Source organism: Nitrosomonas sp. Nm84, assembly GCF_003201565.1.
Lineage (GTDB): Bacteria > Pseudomonadota > Gammaproteobacteria > Burkholderiales > Nitrosomonadaceae > Nitrosomonas.
Window position 1 is genome coordinate 64006 of record NZ_QJJP01000016.1, and the last position, 18202, is coordinate 82207.

Genomic DNA, 18202 nt, shown 5'->3' on the forward strand with positions numbered 1-18202 from the left:
GTATCAGCTATACCACGGGTAAGTTTTTAAATGATAAATGTCTCACTTACCCGCGCGGTAGTTCTTCAGAGTATCTTTCGAATGAATAAATTTATGTATCAGTAAATTAGTGTGATTTTAGATAATTATCAATAAAATTTATTGGGGTTAATAATGAAGAAGCCGAATTACCAGCATCGCACAGGGTGGTTATTAATAGTTATAGTGAGCATTTGTATGCTTGCGGCAGCTATTCCTGTCAGTGCTCAGACTGTAACTAGTCCAGGCAACCTATTTGATCAGGATGAGATTGAGAAATCGATTCGTCCAAGCATAGATAAAAAAACCAAAAATATACGCGATTTGGTGAACATCGAGAAAATGGGAATATTGCCTTCACCTCCCAGGCCCCCAAAAATCAAACCAACCGAACCTAAACCGATTGGTAGAGTTGTGCCACCTGAAGACACGATTAAGGGTGCTCATCACTTACAAAGCTTGGATTTAACAAGCAATCGGGCAGCACTGGCGAGTACTCTTGCCGCGGATCCGAACGCACCATCAATTAACACTCTGATTCTATATGATACTAGTGGACCGTGGGGTTTCTTGGGAGAACTTTACGCTCAGATGACTGCCAATCTTGTGTCCCATTTTGGGACATGGCAAGCTCATCCGGTGGGTACGTACACTGCTGGAGAAATGACGGGTTATAGCGCAGTGATTTACATCGGATCAACCTATGATGAACCCTTGCCCCCTGCTTTCCTTACTGACACGCTGGCCGGAACTACCCCTGTTTTGTGGATGTACGACAATATTTGGCAGTTAACGGCGTATTCAGGCGACTTCCAATCGGCCTACGGATGGAATTGGGCTGGGTTCGATTTCAGTTCGATTGGGACCGTTAACTACAAACAGACTGATCTGACCCGGGATCCTATTAACCAAGCTGGTATGATGACATTTGCCAATATCGACTCAACACGGGTGCAAATTCCTGCGATGGCGAAGCGAAGTAATGGAACCAGCTTTCCTTGGGTAGTTCGTTCCTTGAATTTAACTTACATTGGAGAGATTCCGTTCGCATATGTAAATCATACCGACCGCTATCTCGTTCTGGCTGACTTGTTATTCGACTTACTGGCTCCCGGGACAGTAGAACGACATCGTGCGCTTGTTAGAATTGAAGATGTTGGGCCTGACGCTAATCCCCGCCAACTAAGGACTATTGCCCAGCAGCTCTTTAATCGCGGTGTTCCATTTGCAGTCGCAGTTTATCCTCGGTATGAAGATCCTAATGGGGTATACAACAACGGAGTGCCCGAGGCTTATAACCTTGCTGACAGACCCAATGTTGTTCGAGCTTTACGATTTATGCAATCCGTGGGCGGTACTTTACTTATGCACGGCTACACCCATCAGTTTGAAAACTTGATCAATCCCTACAATGGCGTTAGCGCGGAAGATTTTGAATTTTATACTGCTCACGTGGATGACTCTAATACGGTTAGATATGACGGACCGGTTCCAGGTGATTCCGAAGCATGGGCAGCTAACCGCATTGCTTTATCTGAAGCGGCATTTGTAGCGGCTGGATTGCAAGTTCCAACAATCTTTGAATTTCCACACTATGCTGGCTCGGTCATCGATTACATGGTGGTACAAGAGCGGTTTGGAATACGTTACGATCGAGGATTGTATTTTCCGGGTAATTTAAGTCAGCAACCCATTGATTACAGTCGACTTGCTGGGCAATTTTTTCCATACCCCGTTAAAGATATATATGGCAGTTTAATTATTCCAGAGAATCTCGGGAATATCGAGCCTGAGCCATTTAATAATAATCCGGCTCGATTGCCGGCAGACCTGCTTGCTGCCGGTCAAGCCAACCTTGTAGTGCGAGATGGATTTGCCAGCTTCTTTTACCATCCTTATTTAGGTCCAAATATGCTTCTTCAAGTAGTGGATGGACTCAAGCAACAAGGCTACACATTTGTCACCGTAGACAGTCTCAAACCATAATATCCTGCGTTATCTTTGACTCCTAGTGTTATGTCTAACACTAGGAGTCAAATTGAAGAATGTTCCGAAAAGTATTAGGTATTTAGTTGATTAGAATTACCTTATAACCTTATAAAAATTTAAATGAATAAGAAAAAAATAGCAGTAATTATGGGCACACGTCCAGAAGCCATCAAAATGGCTCCTGTTGTATATGCTCTTAAACAGAGAACAGCTGATATTGAGACAATCGTTATCGCAACAGCCCAGCATCGACAGATGCTTGATCAGGTTTTATCCTTGTTCAACATTGTTCCAGACATAGATCTTGATTTGATGAGGCCAGATCAAAACTTAAATGATTTAACATGTAGGGTATTGCAATTAATGCAAAAAACTCTCACAGACGTAAAGCCTGATATGTTAATGGTTCAAGGTGATACGACCACAGTCTTTGCAGCTTCAGTTGCCGCATTTTATTTGAAGATACCTGTTGTGCATATTGAAGCAGGACTCCGCAGTCATGAGTTGTATAACCCATTTCCAGAAGAAGCGAATCGTCGACTAGCCTCTGTATTGACTCTAATTCACTTAGCGCCCACCTCACTTGCAAAAAAGAATTTATTAAATGAAGGTATTAAAGAAGAAAATATATTTGTGACAGGAAATACCGTTGTTGACGCAATGTCGACACTGCTTGACGCTCCTTTCTCTTTTTTAGATTCCCCTCTCAAAAACTTACATCTTAATCAACATCGCGTTATCTTAGTAACCTCTCATAGAAGAGAATCGCTTGGAGAGGAATTAAGAAATACTTGCTTTGCGTTAAAGGAAATCGTTCAGCGTTTTCCGGATGTCATGGTGGTCTATCCAGTTCATTTAAACCCAAATGTTAGAAAAACAGTGATGGAAATTCTATCTGATGTTGAACGTGTGGCCCTGATAGAGCCAGTTGATTATCAAAGCTTCCTATATTTGATGAGAAATGCGCATATCATTGTTACTGATTCCGGAGGGGTGCAAGAAGAAGCACCGACTCTTAAAAAACCGCTATTAGTGTTACGAAAACTCACTGAAAGACCGGAAGCATTTAATGCGGGTTTATCAAAAATTATCGGCACATCTACAAACACAATAATTTCTGAAATCAGCTTGTTATTGACTGATGACAAAGCTTATCAGTCAATGATTGGCAGTAATCCTTTCGGTGATGGGAGAGCTTCCGAAAGAATCGCTGAATTGGTTGTGAGATGGGCAAGAAATGAAATGCCACTATTACTTCCTGAAAATGAATTTATAGGTTAATTTATAAATAACTCATAGTTTTTTTATGGCATGGAAAATATTCCTTATTTCTTAGTTGTTATGCAAGTGTTGATGACATTTGTGTGTATTGTTTTTTTTATTAGTGGGCTTGATGATCTATTTGTTGATTTGTACTTTTGGATTAGGCATTTTTATCGTAAATTTTTTGTAATGACGAAATATCAGCCATTAACAGAGCAACAAATATTAAATAAGCCTGAACAATTTATTGCAATCATGCTACCAGCCTGGGATGAGTCGGCAGTTATTGGTCACATGCTAAGGAACACTATTAAATCAATAAATTATACAAATTACCATATTTTTGTTGGAGTTTACCCAAATGATCCTAAAACCCGTGTAGAGGTTGAGAAAGTCATGGCAGAAAGCGAGCATGTTCATCTTTGTATCACTGGAGATGATGGGCCAACAAATAAAGCTGATTGCCTTAATTGGATTTGTAATGGAATCAGAGCATTTGAACAAAGAAATAGAATAGAGTTTGCCTGTTTTATTATGCAAGACTGTGAAGATGTAATACATCCTTTATGTTATAAATTATTTAATTACCTGTTTCCAAAGGCAGACATGGTGCAGCTGCCAGTATTGTCATTAAACCGTAAATGGTATGAATTCACTGGAGCACATTATCAAGATGAGTTTGCTCAGTTGCATTATAAGGATTTGCCAGTAAGAGAATCCATTACTAAGAGTATTCCCGCGGCTGGAGTAGGAGTTGCTTTTAGCCGTAAAGCTATCGACGTGGTTGCGAAAAACAACAATAATCAAATTTTTAGCACCAATTCTCTAACAGAGGACTATGATTTCGGATTTAAGCTCAGAGAGTATAATTTAAAACAGATGTTTGTCCGCTTGTTTGTGGATAGAACAATAACTAAAAAATCTCTGATTACAGGAAAAAAGAAGCAAGTCAAAGTTAAAGAATTAGTTTGTATTAAAGAATTTTTTCCAAACAAATTTTGGGCTGCTGTGCGGCAGAAATCTCGATGGGTTCTCGGAATCGGCCTGCAAGGCTGGGCGAATTTAGGATGGAAAGGTCCATTATCAATTAAATATATTTTGTACCGTGATCGAAAAGCTTTAATCACGAATTTAATTAATTTACTTGGTTATATTGTAGTTATGGTGGTTGTTGCAATCTGGATGATAATCAGCTTAGATCCTAATGCTTACCAGTATCCTCCTTTAGTGGAGGAAGGAACAATTCTATGGTATCTAATCGCAATAAATGCTTTTTGCTTGGGGCTTAGGATTTTTCACCGAGCCTATTGTGTTAAACAACTTCATGGATGGATTCAGGCTTTTCTTTCTTTTCCAAGAATGGTGTGGGGCAATGTGATAAATTTTTTTGCTACTACTAGGGCCTTATCACAATATATAACATATCTAAGAACAAAAAAAACCATCGGTTGGGATAAAACAGATCACGTTTATCCAGAAGATAATGCTTTGAATGTATTCAAACCGAAACTGGGAGAGTTTTTGACGGGCGCAGGAATTCTTACAAAAGCACAACTAGAGAATGCCTTATCAAAACAAATGGAACAGCCTCGCTTATTAGGGGATATATTATGCGAGTTGGGCTATATCCAAAAAGCTCATCTCGAAGGGATCATAGAAAATATGTAACTAAATTTCAGTACGTTAGAACCTGATGAGCAATAGGCTTTTAATCGTTAAACTATGAGGCTATGGGTTTTGGATCGCTTTTATAAGATGAAGTCTTTGAAAGAAACAGATCATTTTTCAATTTCAGAGTCGACAAGAAATATTAAATGAAGCACATACCCTTCAAAAGTAGGCGCATTGCTAAAAACATGAAAAATCAATGAAACAGTTGTCGCACCAAAAATTCATTAGCCAACTCTGTCTCAAGATACCTGATTTCCCAAGTATTAGAGAATCGCACGTAAAAGCTTAGATCAAACATTGAAGTTGAGTCTGCCCTCATACGGTGCCAGCTCTTGCCTTGATAAGAGACCAATACAAATCCTCCTTTTCGGAGTATTAGTTAATAAAAAAACAGAACTAAAAAATGTTATTGAACTGGGTACTTAAATTAAGACTGAGGTTATTTTTTGTTGTATTGGGAAGCAGCATGTCCATGCTGATGATATTTGCTAGCCACGCTGCTGATCCAACATTGAATCAAACTAAACAAGAATATTATTTAGACAAATTAGCCATAGAACGATCTGAAAGTTATTTGGATTCAATATTACGAAAATTTCGTAGTTTTCCACATTTGGATAAAGCTTATCGTTTAATGGATGAAAAAAAATATCCGGAATCAAAAATTGAGTTCCAAAGATTCTTTGAAATAGACCCCCTCGATATAAAAGCCAGGACAGGGTATATCATGATGCTATATAAAAACAAAGAATATAAAGACGTTATCCAACAAACGAGCTTAGCGTTAGAACAAGTTGATAATAATGTGATATTCCTTCTCTATCGTGCTTTAGCTCATAAGGCTTCCAATGATAATACTCAAGCGCTTAGGGATTATAATTCAATTATTGCAAATAGCCATGTTCTAGATGAAGATAAACTATTCGCACTAGAATCCTCCTTGAATATTTTATTGGAACAAAAAGCATATCGCCAATCTTTGGTTCTCCTTGATCAATATCCCATTCAAAAGAGAGATTTTTATTATTTCATGAGCCATGCGATGGCAAGGGAAGGCTTAGGTGAATATGATTTGGCTAGAGAATCGCTTGATGAGGCATTAATATATTCTAAAAGCAAAAATGATTCCATACAGGCTTATCTGACATTAGGAAATATTTATAGAAAAAACTTTAAGACAGATTTGGCCGATGATGCATATCAAGCTGCATTAGCATTGGATAAAGATAATCCAGAGATATTAAAGTCATTATCTTATATATATTATGACTTGGGTCATCTAGATAAAGCCATTGATATTATGAATATGCTTTTGATACAGCGATATGATGAGGAAGACCAAGAATTTTTGGCCAATCTTTATTTTGCAAATAAAGATTATCTATCTGCAGCAAGATCGTATGAAGTACTACTTTTGAAACCAAAACAGGAATCTGATTTGTATCGTATCAATATATTGGTAGGTCATTCCTATAGTAATGCAAAAAATTACGATATGGCAGTTAAAGCTTTTCAGCATGCCACTGAAATAAAGCAATCCAGTGAGGTCATGCAATCTCTAGCCATTGCATTGGAGAATAGTGGAGATTTGGGTAAAGCCATTAAGGTTTATCGTGACTGGTTGAACAAAGAAAAAAGTGCGGAAGCATATATTAAATTAGGTAATCTTTATAGCGCTACCGGCGATAGAGATAATGCTTTACTTTCATTAGAGTCAGCACTTCAATCTGACGCATCTAAAGACGAGCAAAAGATTGTGTATCAAACTCAAGGAGAATTGCTATACCAGAAAGGGAACTATACTCAGGCTAAAACTGCATTCCAAAAAGCAGCAAAAATTGATTCAAATGATCCAGAATTAATGGCAAAAATTAAATCAGCTGATCTAGAATTACTGAATTTATCGGCCATGACGAGTTTAAAAACTGGCCGCCTAGAAGAAGCTTCAGAAACCCTCAAGAAAAGCTTGCAAATAAAGGAATCGGTTCATGCTTTATTTATGTTGGCAGAGGTCGAAAAAAATCTTGGAAACTGGGAGGAGTCAGTTGATATCTACCGTCATTTAATTCAGCTAAACGAACTAGATTCAAAGCAAAAAAACAATGTATTAACAAATCTAGGGTTGATATATCTTAGTCGAAAAGATGAACAGCTAGCATTGGGATACCTAAAGTCAGCGGCTTCTATGGATGGGCAAAACTGGATCAACAACCGAATTCTTGGTAATGCGTATGCCGGTTTTAATCGTTGGGATGATGCGCTTGTACAGTATCAATCTGCATTATCAAAGCAAAACAATCTAGAAAATTTATTAAACTTTGCCCAAGCCAATGGCAAACTCAATAAAATCGATATTGCTAATTATTATTTTCAACAAGCGATTGAAAAATCAGATAAGTATGAAGTTAATTCTCAGGATAGAAAAGCAGTTCTTGATACGTTTGGATATTTCTTAGTCGATCAAAAGAAATATGATCAAGCCGTAGAGAAATGGCAACAATCCTTGCAAATCAGAGATGATCCGGTCATCAGAATGAGATTAGCTATGTTGCTTAGTTCTGAATTTGATGATGATCAATCTCTAAGTCAGCTAGAGTTAATAGATAGTGATAGCTTATCTGTGGAATTAAATGCTGAGCGATATGATTTTATCGCGCAGCAGTTTGCAAAAAGAAAGCAATTCTCCAATGCAATTAGAATTCAGACTAAAGCGCTTGAATTTGCTGAAACAGCAGAGCGACGCTATACGCTAGGGAATTATTTCCAATCTGCTCAACAGAGTGAGGAGGCCGTTGAACAGTTTAAGCTTGCCGTGGACAAGAATCCGGATAATAAATTATTTTTAGCTGCCTTAGGTTATGCGTATTCAAATAATAATCAACCTGGTCAAGGTATCCAGACTCTTGAAAAAGTCGTAAATCAAGATCCTCAAGATCCTAAGAATTTTGGTTTATATAAAGACCTAGCTTATCTTAGTCTAAAAAGTTCAGATAATAATGCGAGTAAGCTCTGGTTTAAACAAGCTATTGATTTGAGAATCGCGCAATTAAGCGGTAGACAGTTTGATACAGTTAATAAGGATACTGAACTTGTCAGTTTAAGAAGAGAGGTGAGAGAGTTAGAGGATAATTTTAATTTTACGGTCTACTCTGGATACAGACAAAACAATAATACCGTAAACTCGATTGGGGCTCCGGGTGTTCTCGGTGGTGTTATTCCTTCCCAAGGTGGTGTTGAATTGAACTATCGCCCACCTATAATCGGATTGCGAGATGGGCGAACCTTCACATTATTTTCACGTATGCTCTGGTCTATGGAACCAAATTCATTTAAGGTCGATTCGGAAACATTTCAATCTACAGTTGGAATTCGATATAAACCATTCCAAACACACAATTTTAATTTAAGTGCTGAAAGACTAATTAAAATTGGAGACGATTCTCAAAATAATTGGTTAATTAGAGGTATGTATGGATGGACAAATGGGTTTGATATTAATTACGGGAAAAAGTATTGGAATTACACAACTCTATTTGGAGATTTAGGTTATTTTGTTCAATCTCCTGCTTTATTGAGTTTCTTCGGAGAAGCCCGACAAGGAATCAGTTATCACTTATGGAAAAATATAGTTTTAACGCCACACGCAGTGATTGATGGGAGAGTTCAGACAAAAGATGGGAATCTATCCTATCTAGAAGCTGGCGGTGGACTATCTTTAAAATATTATTTTAACCAAACTATGTATTCAGCTCCTAAATCTCACATTGAATTTTTATTTCATTATAAAGCTGGTATTGTAAATATTAGCAGTGGCTTTAATGCAATGGGGATCTTCAGATATTGAACATGAAATAGAAGTATTAGATTTAAAAAATTTCATATATACCAAATGCAAGCATAATGTTCATAGTTAGGATCTTTGTTGATGTGACTTGTGATTATTGATATGGATTATAAATAGATGATAATATAATTGATGTAAGTATTTGTACTATTCATAGTATTTTCGATGCTAGAGGCAAGAATCCATATATCACGTTAAATAAGACTGACATCTAGAATATAAGTAATCATGGTTACGATCTGTTTTAAGGGCGGTCAGAAAACAAGTAGAGAAGCTGTACTTACCCAGAGAAAAGTCAAATAATCAGCATCTCGTCGAGAATGTTTCTTTAATTTACATTGATTGAGCGGTATTACATTAAAATATGCTCACTTATTCCTCGTCGCTGAAAATCAGATGCGCCACTCTACCAGGCTATCCAATTAAAGGATTCTAGCGTGAGAAGTTTTTATTGGATATGTTTTTCTATAATAGTAATGTTTACTTGCAGTCGGTCTATAAACTCAAAAGAACCAGAGCCGACTTATCCAATACAAGGGACATTTATTCAGCTTCTTGAAAATTCGCACGGGCAATGGAGTGAAAATGAATGGATAATTTTTTTTTCGTATCTAAAAAAACTAAATATTTCTGATTTATATTTACAATGGACCGTCGCAGATACGCACTCTTTTTTCTACAGTAGCACATTCCAGACTGTTAAGCTTCCCCCACTAGAGACTATTTTAAGACTGGCCGAGCAGTTTGAAATTAAAGTTAATATAGGTTTAGTTTACGACTACGAGTATTGGAATCAAATTTCTAATAATTCAGATCGTGTAAAGATTTATTTAGACGAATTGCTGATTCGCTCAAAACTTGCTGCTGAACAAATTAAATCAATTGCCATAAATTATAAATCCTTCAAGGGTTGGTATATTACAGAGGAAATAGATGATCTAAATTGGAGATTGGATGACAAAAGAGAGCTCCTGTTTTCTTATTTAGAACGATTAAGTGACGCATTAGAAAAATTAACACCTGGTTATCAAATTGCAATTTCAGGATTTTGTAACGGTCAAATCGAAATTACCGAATTTAATAAATTCTGGGATCAATTACTTAAGCGAACAAAGATTAATTTGGTATTATTTCAAGACGGTATAGGGACGAAAAAACTGACGTTCTCCAAGCTTCCTGGTTATCTTGCAGCTTTTAAGAAGTCTGCAATTGATAATGGCAGGAATATGGGTGTTATTATTGAAATTTTTCGTCAAATTGATGGTTATCCAATCAATAAAAACACATTTAACGCGGTTCCTGCTGGATTGTTAAGAATCATCCGGCAGCGTCAGATTGCAAGTAAGTTTTCATATAATATAGTTGCTTTTAGTATCCCGAATTACATGATGCCCATGGCTGGCAGTTCTGGGAATGCTCTCTATAACAAGTATCTGGATGATATTGAAAAGAGAACTAATCCCTGATAAGAACTGACAGCTCAAGATATTAGGACATTGATTCTCGCGAATTAAGGTTGTGGTCCCATCAAAATGGCGTTATGTAACGCGTTTACAATGCTGGTGTTATTCATCTCTTGAGCGAAATACCACCAGAAGTAACCACCGATATAGCGACTATGCATTTGAACTCGCGATGCTAGAGGGTAGAATTCGTAGATTAGGTCTAGCTCATAGCTTGAACCATTTTGTGGGTTGGCTGTTCCGATTTCTCCAAAACCAATTCTTGCGTTCGGGTAAATTACAGCAAGTCTAGCAAAGACAGTCGCCCAGTCAGGCTTGATATTATTACACTGTTGCGGATACCAGCTCACAAAAATATAGTCCACATTTAAACGCATTTTTTCATTTTGCGGATCACGCTGTGCAACGGCTAGATCGAGTTGTTGAAGGCTTTTGATCCAAGTAAACATCTCATATTGCGCAGCAGGAATACAGTGATTCTTCTGTCCTGGTTCACCGAAGTAAAAAAAAGTAATAGCCGTGGTAGCGCCAGCATCGTCCAGGACTTTAAAACCTGCACGGAGTTTATTTTTTACATTGGTACCGAGCCAGTCACCATTGATTTCATTACCTACTTCCCAAATATCCACAGAGTCTTTTAAACCGTTAAAAAAAGTCCGTGCTCTAGATTTGAAGGAATCAACCGTTTGTGACTTCATATCCGCAGAGTCTTGTAATTCCGCCATAATATATGCAGATTTTTTCATTGCGTTAATCGCCGTAGAATAATCTGCAGGGATCGTGCCTGGATCCAACACCACACGAGCTGTGGCCATATGAGGAAATTTTTGCAGTGCGGTTACTTTAGCTGGAAAATTGGAAACATTATCGAAAGTCACTCCATAGATGGGTGCAGGTACGGCACGACCGTATTGAGGAGTTTGTACTGGGCTCGGAGATGGAGATGGAGGAGGTAGTGGGACAGAATCAGCAGCTAAAATTTGTTCTACTTGACTACTGTCTTCATAATTCATTGTTGATACATAGAGTGTTTTTGAACCCAGCGAATTACCTTTGAAGAAGAAAGAAATGTTGTTTGTTCCGGCAAGCATTTGCAGTGTCGGAACCTCTGTTAAACAGCTTGAATCTTTATAAATTTTAAGGTCGGGGCTACCTTGATCAAAATAGATTTCCGTGTCGAAATCCACATTAGCTGCAATCCCAGACCTATCCTGAGCTTGAAGATTGACCACATTGGAACATTTCTCTAATTCGATTGATTGCGGAGTCGTCAGAATCTTCATTTTAGTAACTGAAGCTGCCTGTAAACTAAACGGTAAAAATATTCCCGCGATAGCAATATAAATTATTGATAGTTCTTTAATTGATTTCATCTTTCCTCCAATAAGTTCTACTATGTTTGTTGTTTCCAAATAATCACATTCGTTAATAAATTCCGCTGCCACCTTCCAGTACCATTAGGTTCCGGTTTAATTGCTTCAGGTATTCGTATAGCTTAAATCATGCGGTTCTCGGCTAAATGCGGGATAAACGATGGAATTCCACGGTATTTAGTTAGAGTCTTGCTAGTTCACTCTAAATGCACAGCAATGAGCCGCACATCGCGCTATATAGCTACGCTCGAATACACTGGCAATCTGCACAATTTCCCGATCTCGGGATGAAAGTTTCTTCTAATACGCTGATATAATGGATTTTGTGGCGGCACCTCAGCATCCAGAAGAATACTATTGATGAACATACACGACGCATCTGTGCCCGTTTAACTATTGGATAACGAGGAAATCTAGTGACTTTATCAACCCGGCTGTCGAAGATAGGGCTACTGGCAGAAACGCCTACACGTCACTCATTTTTTATGATGTTTTGAAACGAGCCAGATATTATGAATTTGCTCTGTATATTGCTAACCACCACAGAGTGGATCGCTCTGGTTTTTGCGGAAACTATTTGGTTATAGTAAAATGATCCTGTTCGCATGCTCATTCTGCTGCTGATAAAAGTTTTTCTACTTCAGCAGTAGGAATATACCCTCTAGTTCTCAGCAGGTGCTGATGGTTATACTAAGCCACCCGTTCCAATGTCTCCAAATCAGTGACCCACATCCTCGTCGCTCAACAGAGTTGCCTCTTCTAAATCCAAATTGCGTGATGTGTAATCAAGTTGCGGCCTGTTGAAAAAGCTGGTTCTATATCAAGGCTGGCTTATATAGAAGAAGTTTGGGTATGCACTAAAGTATTCAGATAATTTTGTGCGCTCAATATTTCTTTTCTGGATATAGGTATCTTCTTAGGAATCAACAAATATTAAGTAATTGCTTAACGATTCGCTTAATATTTTGAGCCATCGCAGTCCTCAGAACTTGTTGCGCAGTTTCAGCTGGCAGATAAACTTGGTTTCTTGCTGCGCATGAACCTTGTCAATTTCATGCTGATGTAGACTTCGATAGACAAACCGAGCTCTACTTTTTGCTGATTCTGGCAAGCAATCAGATTGCTTAGGACACGGGCGGCAGCATCCGTCCATAATTCAGTATCGTTTGATCAGTCCGTTATCCAGTTTCTCATAGTTCTTTGCATTGGTGACGATCAGTCTGACCATGATGCTTGAGCGCAGTGGGCATGGATTTGCCTTGCATTGATCATTTACCTACGGTCGATAATGAAGTCCTATTTTATTATCTACTCAACGTAGTATTTGAGGTTTTTCAACAGTCCGCTTGGCATTTAACTAGTACTCTCGATTAATGATCAAAATATTCATTTTTATTTCCTTTATAAAAAGAGTTAAGAAGATGAGATAAGAGAATAATACGTGGGTAATATTCCCATGTCAATTATTATAAGAGGCCTTTGAAAAATCATGCGAATTTTTATTTCGATGTAATTCCGCGTTTATTTTTACTTGATCGAGTGATTTTTAGTCATTTTCTCGCAAAAAAGCCAGCAGCAATCGCTCTAAATCAGCTATTTCCCTCAGAGAAGGCGCAATGTTTGCTATGTTTGCGTGATCAATTGGCGATCGGCAAAGAGTTTGGGTAGTCTTTTTAAGTTGTATGAAGTGGTACTGCAAAACTGGACAGGTTGTTAAGCTCTGCTATGGACAATCAGAGGATCATTGATGTGTGCTGTCAAAAATGAAGTCCATGTATCTTGGTTGGCCAGACGACAAGGCACGGAATAACGATTGCGCTGCAATGTGACCAGACACGTACTGGATAACTTCGATATAGCCATCGAACGGCGCTGGCATCGGCAAGAGTCTCGCATAATCCGGATGCCGAATTTCTGACCACAACGCGCGGCAGCGCGTCTCAAACCATTGGTTCAGATCATCGAATGAACCGAATTGCTACTGTTTGGCTTCATTCCCAAGGCGACGGCGCATGCCCTGAACACTCTTCTCGACAACGTCTCTCTTCCAGCCGGAAGCAACATTGCAGAAATCTGGATCGAACAGGTAATGCGCCGTCATTGCAAAGAAGCGCGTATTGACCACACGCCCGTTGCCTTTGGACACCTTGCCCACAGCCGTCTTCATGTTGTCGTAAATGCCGCGTTGACACACCGCCAAAAGCTGTGAATGCACGGGTATGGGTTTCAAACAACATCTCGCGGGGTTTTGTAACGGATAACCCGACAACATGAAAGCACGATTGGCGCATAGCTTGTTGATGTGTGCCGCCAATCACCAGTCACTCTTCGCTCCAATCAAACTGAAAGGCTTCACCCAACGTAAACCGCAGCGGCACATACGTCGATTTACTCTGTCCGCTTTGATTACGCCACCTACGGATAAAATCGCAAACAATGCTATAACCGCCCGTATAGCCTTCGTTCAATATCTCTTTGAACAGCATCAACGCTGTGCGCCGATCCTTCTTCGGACGACGTGCATCCGCTTCTAGCGCCAACAGCAACCTGGATTCAAATGATGTCAGCTTGCCAGGCTTCTTCGCTCTTTGATATTTAACCGCGCTATCGTTTTGGTGCTTTCAACCACTTCTTTATCGTGTTCCGTGACAGACTCGTGCGCCGCTGAATCTCATTAATTGACAATGTTCACGGTAATACAGCCGCCGTATCTTTGCATACATAACCATGCTAATCACCTCTTAAATTCTACTGCTCAAAATTTGAGCAAGATACGTGAATTACCCGGTCAATTTTCAATCGGTATCAGCACGCGCTATCTGGTACCTTTTTACTTCGTCATTGACAACTGGAATCCACAAAAGATGCTGTATTAGCCGAATACACGAATAAACAAAGTGCTGGCGTGAATCCCGAGCCATTTCTGCTGCGTAAAGCAGGTCAGAGCTTCTACAACATTTCATTGCTGGATATGAAGAAGCTGATGAGGGATCAGGATCACATCAAGGAAAACCTGTTTGCCTATATTCAGGACTTCTCCGTTGCAGTGCGGGATATTTTTGAACATTTCCATTTTTATATGCAAGTTGAGCTCTGCAAGTTTAGTTTTCATTTTTGATTTAAAGTGGAATTAGTAACTCGTAATTTTATAACATATTGTTCTATATGAAATAAAGAAACTTCGAATACCTTGCAACATCAACATTAAGCGCTGCTCCTAGGGCAGGTTTCCTAGATAAAAGAGCAGCGTCTACTATATCTTTTATTTGCAACTGTGCGTATGCTCATAAGAATAATTTTTTGCATTAAAATACAGGCGGTTGAATTACCTTAGCAGCATCTTTAAAGACCGGATAGTTTAGCTCTAAGAATGAAGACTCAAGTATCAATCTTCATTCTTTTACTGGAAATTATAACTGGCTTAAAAATGGGAAAAATTAATAGATTGATTATTAATGGGATCGATTGAAGCGATTCAATTGATGGCAAAAATAAAAATAACTTAATCGCCTCTTCAGGCAAAGGAAAGATCATGAAAAGACTTATTTGTTTGATAATCGCACTATCAGTAACAGCATGCGCCAGCACCACCGCAATCAACTCCGACCCCAGCGGAGCAACGGTTTTTCTCAACGGGGAAAGAGTCGGAACCACTCCCTACACGCACTCTGACACCAAAATAATTGGCTCAACAAATACGGTGGTGCTCAAAAAGGAAGGGTATCAAGACTTCAATACTGTATTCAGTCGCAATGAGAATGCAAACGTTGGAGCCATCATCGGCGGTGTTTTTGTGCTTGTTCCATTTTTATGGGCCATGGACTACAAGCCGAGCCATAACTATGAAATGCTGCCAATAAAAGAGGCTGTTAATAAGCAGAAGACAAGGTGATTTCGAATCGAATAGAGGTTTATTTTATGCAAGCAAAACCGATGCGAGATAGGTCAGTTTATTACATTGTTTTATTGAATAAAAACAATATTTGTTGGAGTAACTTATGGCTTTATATACACAAAACAATACTTATACTCTCCTAGCCAATACAACAAATACATTCCCTGATCTACAGGGTAGTATTTGGAATTTGGATGCAACAGATAGTCGTGGCAACGTGTTTGATGGCGAGCTTGTTTTTGAAACACAGATACTGTCAACGAGTAAGGCAAATCTTGAAGGTTACTTTGGCTGGATAGCAAACGGAGTGCTTCCATTCCAGATCGATTTCGATGCTGAGTTGGGAATCGATGGTGTGCTTACGTTCACATCTACCGCACTTTCACAGCCGACAGCAGGAATTATTGCTGCCCAGTATGAAGGTAAATTTTTACAAAACTATCAGGCGTTAACAGGCACGTGGTTTGGTACGGGGATTATTCCTGGCACTTGGTCAGCAATCCCTATTGAAGAGCTTGATCTAGGGCCTGAAACGACTTCCGACAATATTATGGTTGCTGCGCTCAATCTTTCTGCGCGAGCCTATTCTGATGCGCACTATGACGATCAGTCAGTTAGCCACGCAATTAACGAACACATCAAAAATTGGAAGCCTCTAGAAGCCACAGATTTGGGTTTTTCCGCAATTGATTCCAGATTCAGTAAAGTGGGTGGTGCAGTCGGTGGAGATTTGCTGCGTTATGACTTTAAAAATGCATCGGCAACCGTTGGCCTGACCATACTAGACGGTAAACGAACTTTAGGAGTTTCATTTGAAGGTACGAATTCTGCTCTGACATTAGATGGTATTACTGACCTGCTCCAGGATGCAAAATATATTGATGCCTACTATAACTCTTTATTTGATTTTAATCAGGCAATCTATAAGTATGTCATGCAATCTGCTAATAATATTGAACAAGTTCTTGTGACGGGCCACAGTTTGGGTGGCTCGGCAGCGCAAAACTTCATGGTTGATTATAGTTCGTTAAGTTCTAAATTTATCGGTGTAACTTTTGGATCACCCGGTTCAGGTTCTCCCGGCTCTAACATAGTGATGCCCTTACCAAGGGATCGCTTTGTCAACATTCAACATGATGGAGATCCGGTACCCTTTTTGGGAAAAGCTAATGGTTATGAACTTAGCGGATCTGTAATCAATGTTGATATGGAAGATGATGGTTCTTTATTTCAAGAACATAGCATATTTTCCCCACTTGATAACTCAAAAGCCAGCTATCGGGAAACCATTGAATTCATCACAGCCCAACTAGATCCCAAGACTTTATTCCAGGACATGAGTATTGTTCCTGGCACGGATGGGGATGATAAGTTGAATGCCAGGGCTGGCAAGAATGGAGAAATTTTGCTGGGTGGCAGGGGCAATGACAGCTTGAAAGGTGGATTAATAGATGGATTAGATACTCAGGTATTTAAAGGAGGGCTTGGTAATGACACCATCGATGGTGACGGTGGAGTCGATTATGCTATGTACGGTGGAGCCAGATCTAATTTCGTACTCCAAAAAGATAACATGGTATTACTTAACGATTTCTTATTTCCGGATAAATGGGCAATTTCCGACCAGCGACTAGCACCTGGTAGCGAAGGAATCGATACGCTTGAAAGTATTGAACGATTATACTTTACTGACTCAGCGCTCGCGCTCGATCTGCATGATTCAGCAGGTAAAACCGCGAAATTGATCGGGGCTGTTTTTGGCGCTGAAAGCGTTTCCAAACCAGAATATGTCGCAGTCGGTCTTTATTATCTTGACAATGGCACAAGCTATGAGGATCTCGCTACTGGAGCGATTCAACTGGCTGGCGCCAACACTCCCGAGCAAGTTGTCAATTTACTGTGGACTAATGTTGTCGGTTCCCCTCCTACAACAAATCAGATGCAGCCATTCGTCAATGACCTGGTTTCAGGCAATCACACTACGGGATCGCTGGGTGTGCTTGCCGCTGACCATGGAATCAATCTAACGAATATCAATTTAACCGGGTTGGTAGCAAACGGGATCGTCTTTGATCCTTCGTATTATCAGTCTATCGGGTAAATGATGGGAAGGTTACCTCATGGGTAGAAGAGTGCTATTGAATTCTTTGACTTAGTAGGTGTAGTCAATAGGTTTAACAATCATTAATCAACAATAATAAGGAATAACAATGAAAAAAATTCTTCTGTTTTTTGCATTGGTTGTCGGTGGGTTTCCTGCTGTTACCATTGCAGCCAATACTTTCGATCCGGCAACCAATACCCTGACTTTGGATTCGGTTACAGCCGGAGGTATCAAATACCCTAATGTAGTCGTGCGTCTCAATCAGTTTACCGTGTTAGGCGTAGGAAACTCAGCACCCGTTGAAAATGGAAACAGTGAAACTTGTGAAGCAGAAAATCTTACGGAAGATAAGTTTGGTGCCATTCAAGAAGGGATGTCTATCGAGCAGGTCACTCAAATTATTGGCTGTGAGTACGCAGAACAATTCCAACGTGGCACTAGCAGCAGCGGGACACTATTTGAAACACAATGGAAGAATGCGTCTAACTGTATTAGTTCCGACTTGATCTGACACATCACTTGCAAAAGTGAGAGTTACCGGTTTTGATAAAGGTATCGAATCTCAATCAAAACAAAAGAGGT

10 protein-coding genes and 1 pseudogene are annotated in these 18202 nt (G+C 39.3%); 9 read left to right on the forward strand and 2 right to left on the reverse strand.

Annotated features, from left to right (window positions below; translation table 11 throughout):
• The first annotated feature begins 216 nt into the window (after positions 1–216).
• The 5 genes from C8R34_RS09575 to C8R34_RS09595 all read left to right on the forward strand — a co-directional run bounded on the left by C8R34_RS09575 (position 217) and on the right by C8R34_RS09595 (position 10251).
• The gene (locus tag C8R34_RS09575) at positions 217–2004 is read left to right on the forward strand and encodes a DUF2334 domain-containing protein (protein WP_207896463.1); all 1788 of its coding nucleotides are present in this window, start codon (positions 217–219) and stop codon (positions 2002–2004) included.
• A 123-nt stretch (positions 2005–2127) separates the two neighbouring features.
• The gene (wecB, locus tag C8R34_RS09580) at positions 2128–3288 is read left to right on the forward strand and encodes a non-hydrolyzing UDP-N-acetylglucosamine 2-epimerase (protein WP_110340202.1); all 1161 of its coding nucleotides are present in this window, start codon (positions 2128–2130) and stop codon (positions 3286–3288) included.
• A 30-nt stretch (positions 3289–3318) separates the two neighbouring features.
• Positions 3319–4938 (forward strand): glycosyl transferase family protein, encoded by a 1620-nt coding sequence (locus tag C8R34_RS09585; protein WP_110340204.1) that lies wholly within the window; start codon positions 3319–3321, stop codon positions 4936–4938.
• A 475-nt stretch (positions 4939–5413) separates the two neighbouring features.
• Positions 5414–8785, forward strand: a complete 3372-nt coding sequence (locus tag C8R34_RS09590) for a tetratricopeptide repeat protein (protein ID WP_165872555.1) — start codon at positions 5414–5416, stop codon at positions 8783–8785.
• Positions 8786–9222: 437 nt separating this feature from the next.
• Positions 9223–10251 carry a DUF4434 domain-containing protein gene (locus C8R34_RS09595; protein WP_132467086.1) on the forward strand — a complete coding sequence of 343 codons (1029 nt, stop codon included), beginning with the start codon at positions 9223–9225 and terminating at the stop codon, positions 10249–10251.
• Positions 10252–10295: 44 nt separating this feature from the next.
• On the opposite strand, the gene C8R34_RS09600 is transcribed toward C8R34_RS09595, so the two are convergent.
• Entirely contained in the window at positions 10296–11693 is a 1398-nt protein-coding gene (locus tag C8R34_RS09600; protein WP_132467087.1) for a hypothetical protein, read from the reverse strand.
• Between the two features lie 1707 nt (positions 11694–13400).
• A pseudogene (gene istA / locus C8R34_RS09610) lies at positions 13401–14350 on the reverse strand (IS21 family transposase); the annotation flags it as partial.
• Positions 14351–14526: 176 nt separating this feature from the next.
• Here istA and C8R34_RS09615 point away from each other — a divergent pair.
• The 4 genes from C8R34_RS09615 (at position 14527) to C8R34_RS09630 (ending at position 18131) form a co-directional block, all read left to right on the forward strand.
• Entirely contained in the window at positions 14527–14739 is a 213-nt protein-coding gene (locus C8R34_RS09615) for a hypothetical protein (RefSeq protein ID WP_181415491.1), read from the forward strand.
• A 414-nt stretch (positions 14740–15153) separates the two neighbouring features.
• Entirely contained in the window at positions 15154–15513 is a 360-nt protein-coding gene (locus tag C8R34_RS09620) for a PEGA domain-containing protein (protein ID WP_110340214.1), read from the forward strand.
• 106 nt (positions 15514–15619) lie between these two features.
• Positions 15620–17617 (forward strand): hypothetical protein, encoded by a 1998-nt coding sequence (locus C8R34_RS09625; protein WP_110340216.1) that lies wholly within the window; start codon positions 15620–15622, stop codon positions 17615–17617.
• A 109-nt stretch (positions 17618–17726) separates the two neighbouring features.
• Positions 17727–18131, forward strand: coding sequence for a hypothetical protein (locus tag C8R34_RS09630; protein ID WP_110340218.1), 405 nt, complete (start codon positions 17727–17729; stop codon positions 18129–18131).
• Positions 18132–18202: the final 71 nt, after the last annotated feature.

What these genes read in the sequence shown, in the direction of transcription:
- C8R34_RS09575 (WP_207896463.1), top strand. Translation starts at nt 217, where the DNA reads ATGCTTGCGGCAGCTATTCCTGTCAGTGCTCAGACTGTAACTAGTCCA.
- wecB (WP_110340202.1), top strand. Translation starts at nt 2,128, where the DNA reads ATGAATAAGAAAAAAATAGCAGTAATTATGGGCACACGTCCAGAAGCC.
- C8R34_RS09585 (WP_110340204.1), top strand. Translation starts at nt 3,319, where the DNA reads ATGGAAAATATTCCTTATTTCTTAGTTGTTATGCAAGTGTTGATGACA.
- C8R34_RS09590 (WP_165872555.1), top strand. Translation starts at nt 5,414, where the DNA reads ATGCTGATGATATTTGCTAGCCACGCTGCTGATCCAACATTGAATCAA.
- C8R34_RS09620 (WP_110340214.1), top strand. Translation starts at nt 15,154, where the DNA reads ATGAAAAGACTTATTTGTTTGATAATCGCACTATCAGTAACAGCATGC.
- C8R34_RS09625 (WP_110340216.1), top strand. Translation starts at nt 15,620, where the DNA reads ATGGCTTTATATACACAAAACAATACTTATACTCTCCTAGCCAATACA.
- C8R34_RS09630 (WP_110340218.1), top strand. Translation starts at nt 17,727, where the DNA reads ATGAAAAAAATTCTTCTGTTTTTTGCATTGGTTGTCGGTGGGTTTCCT.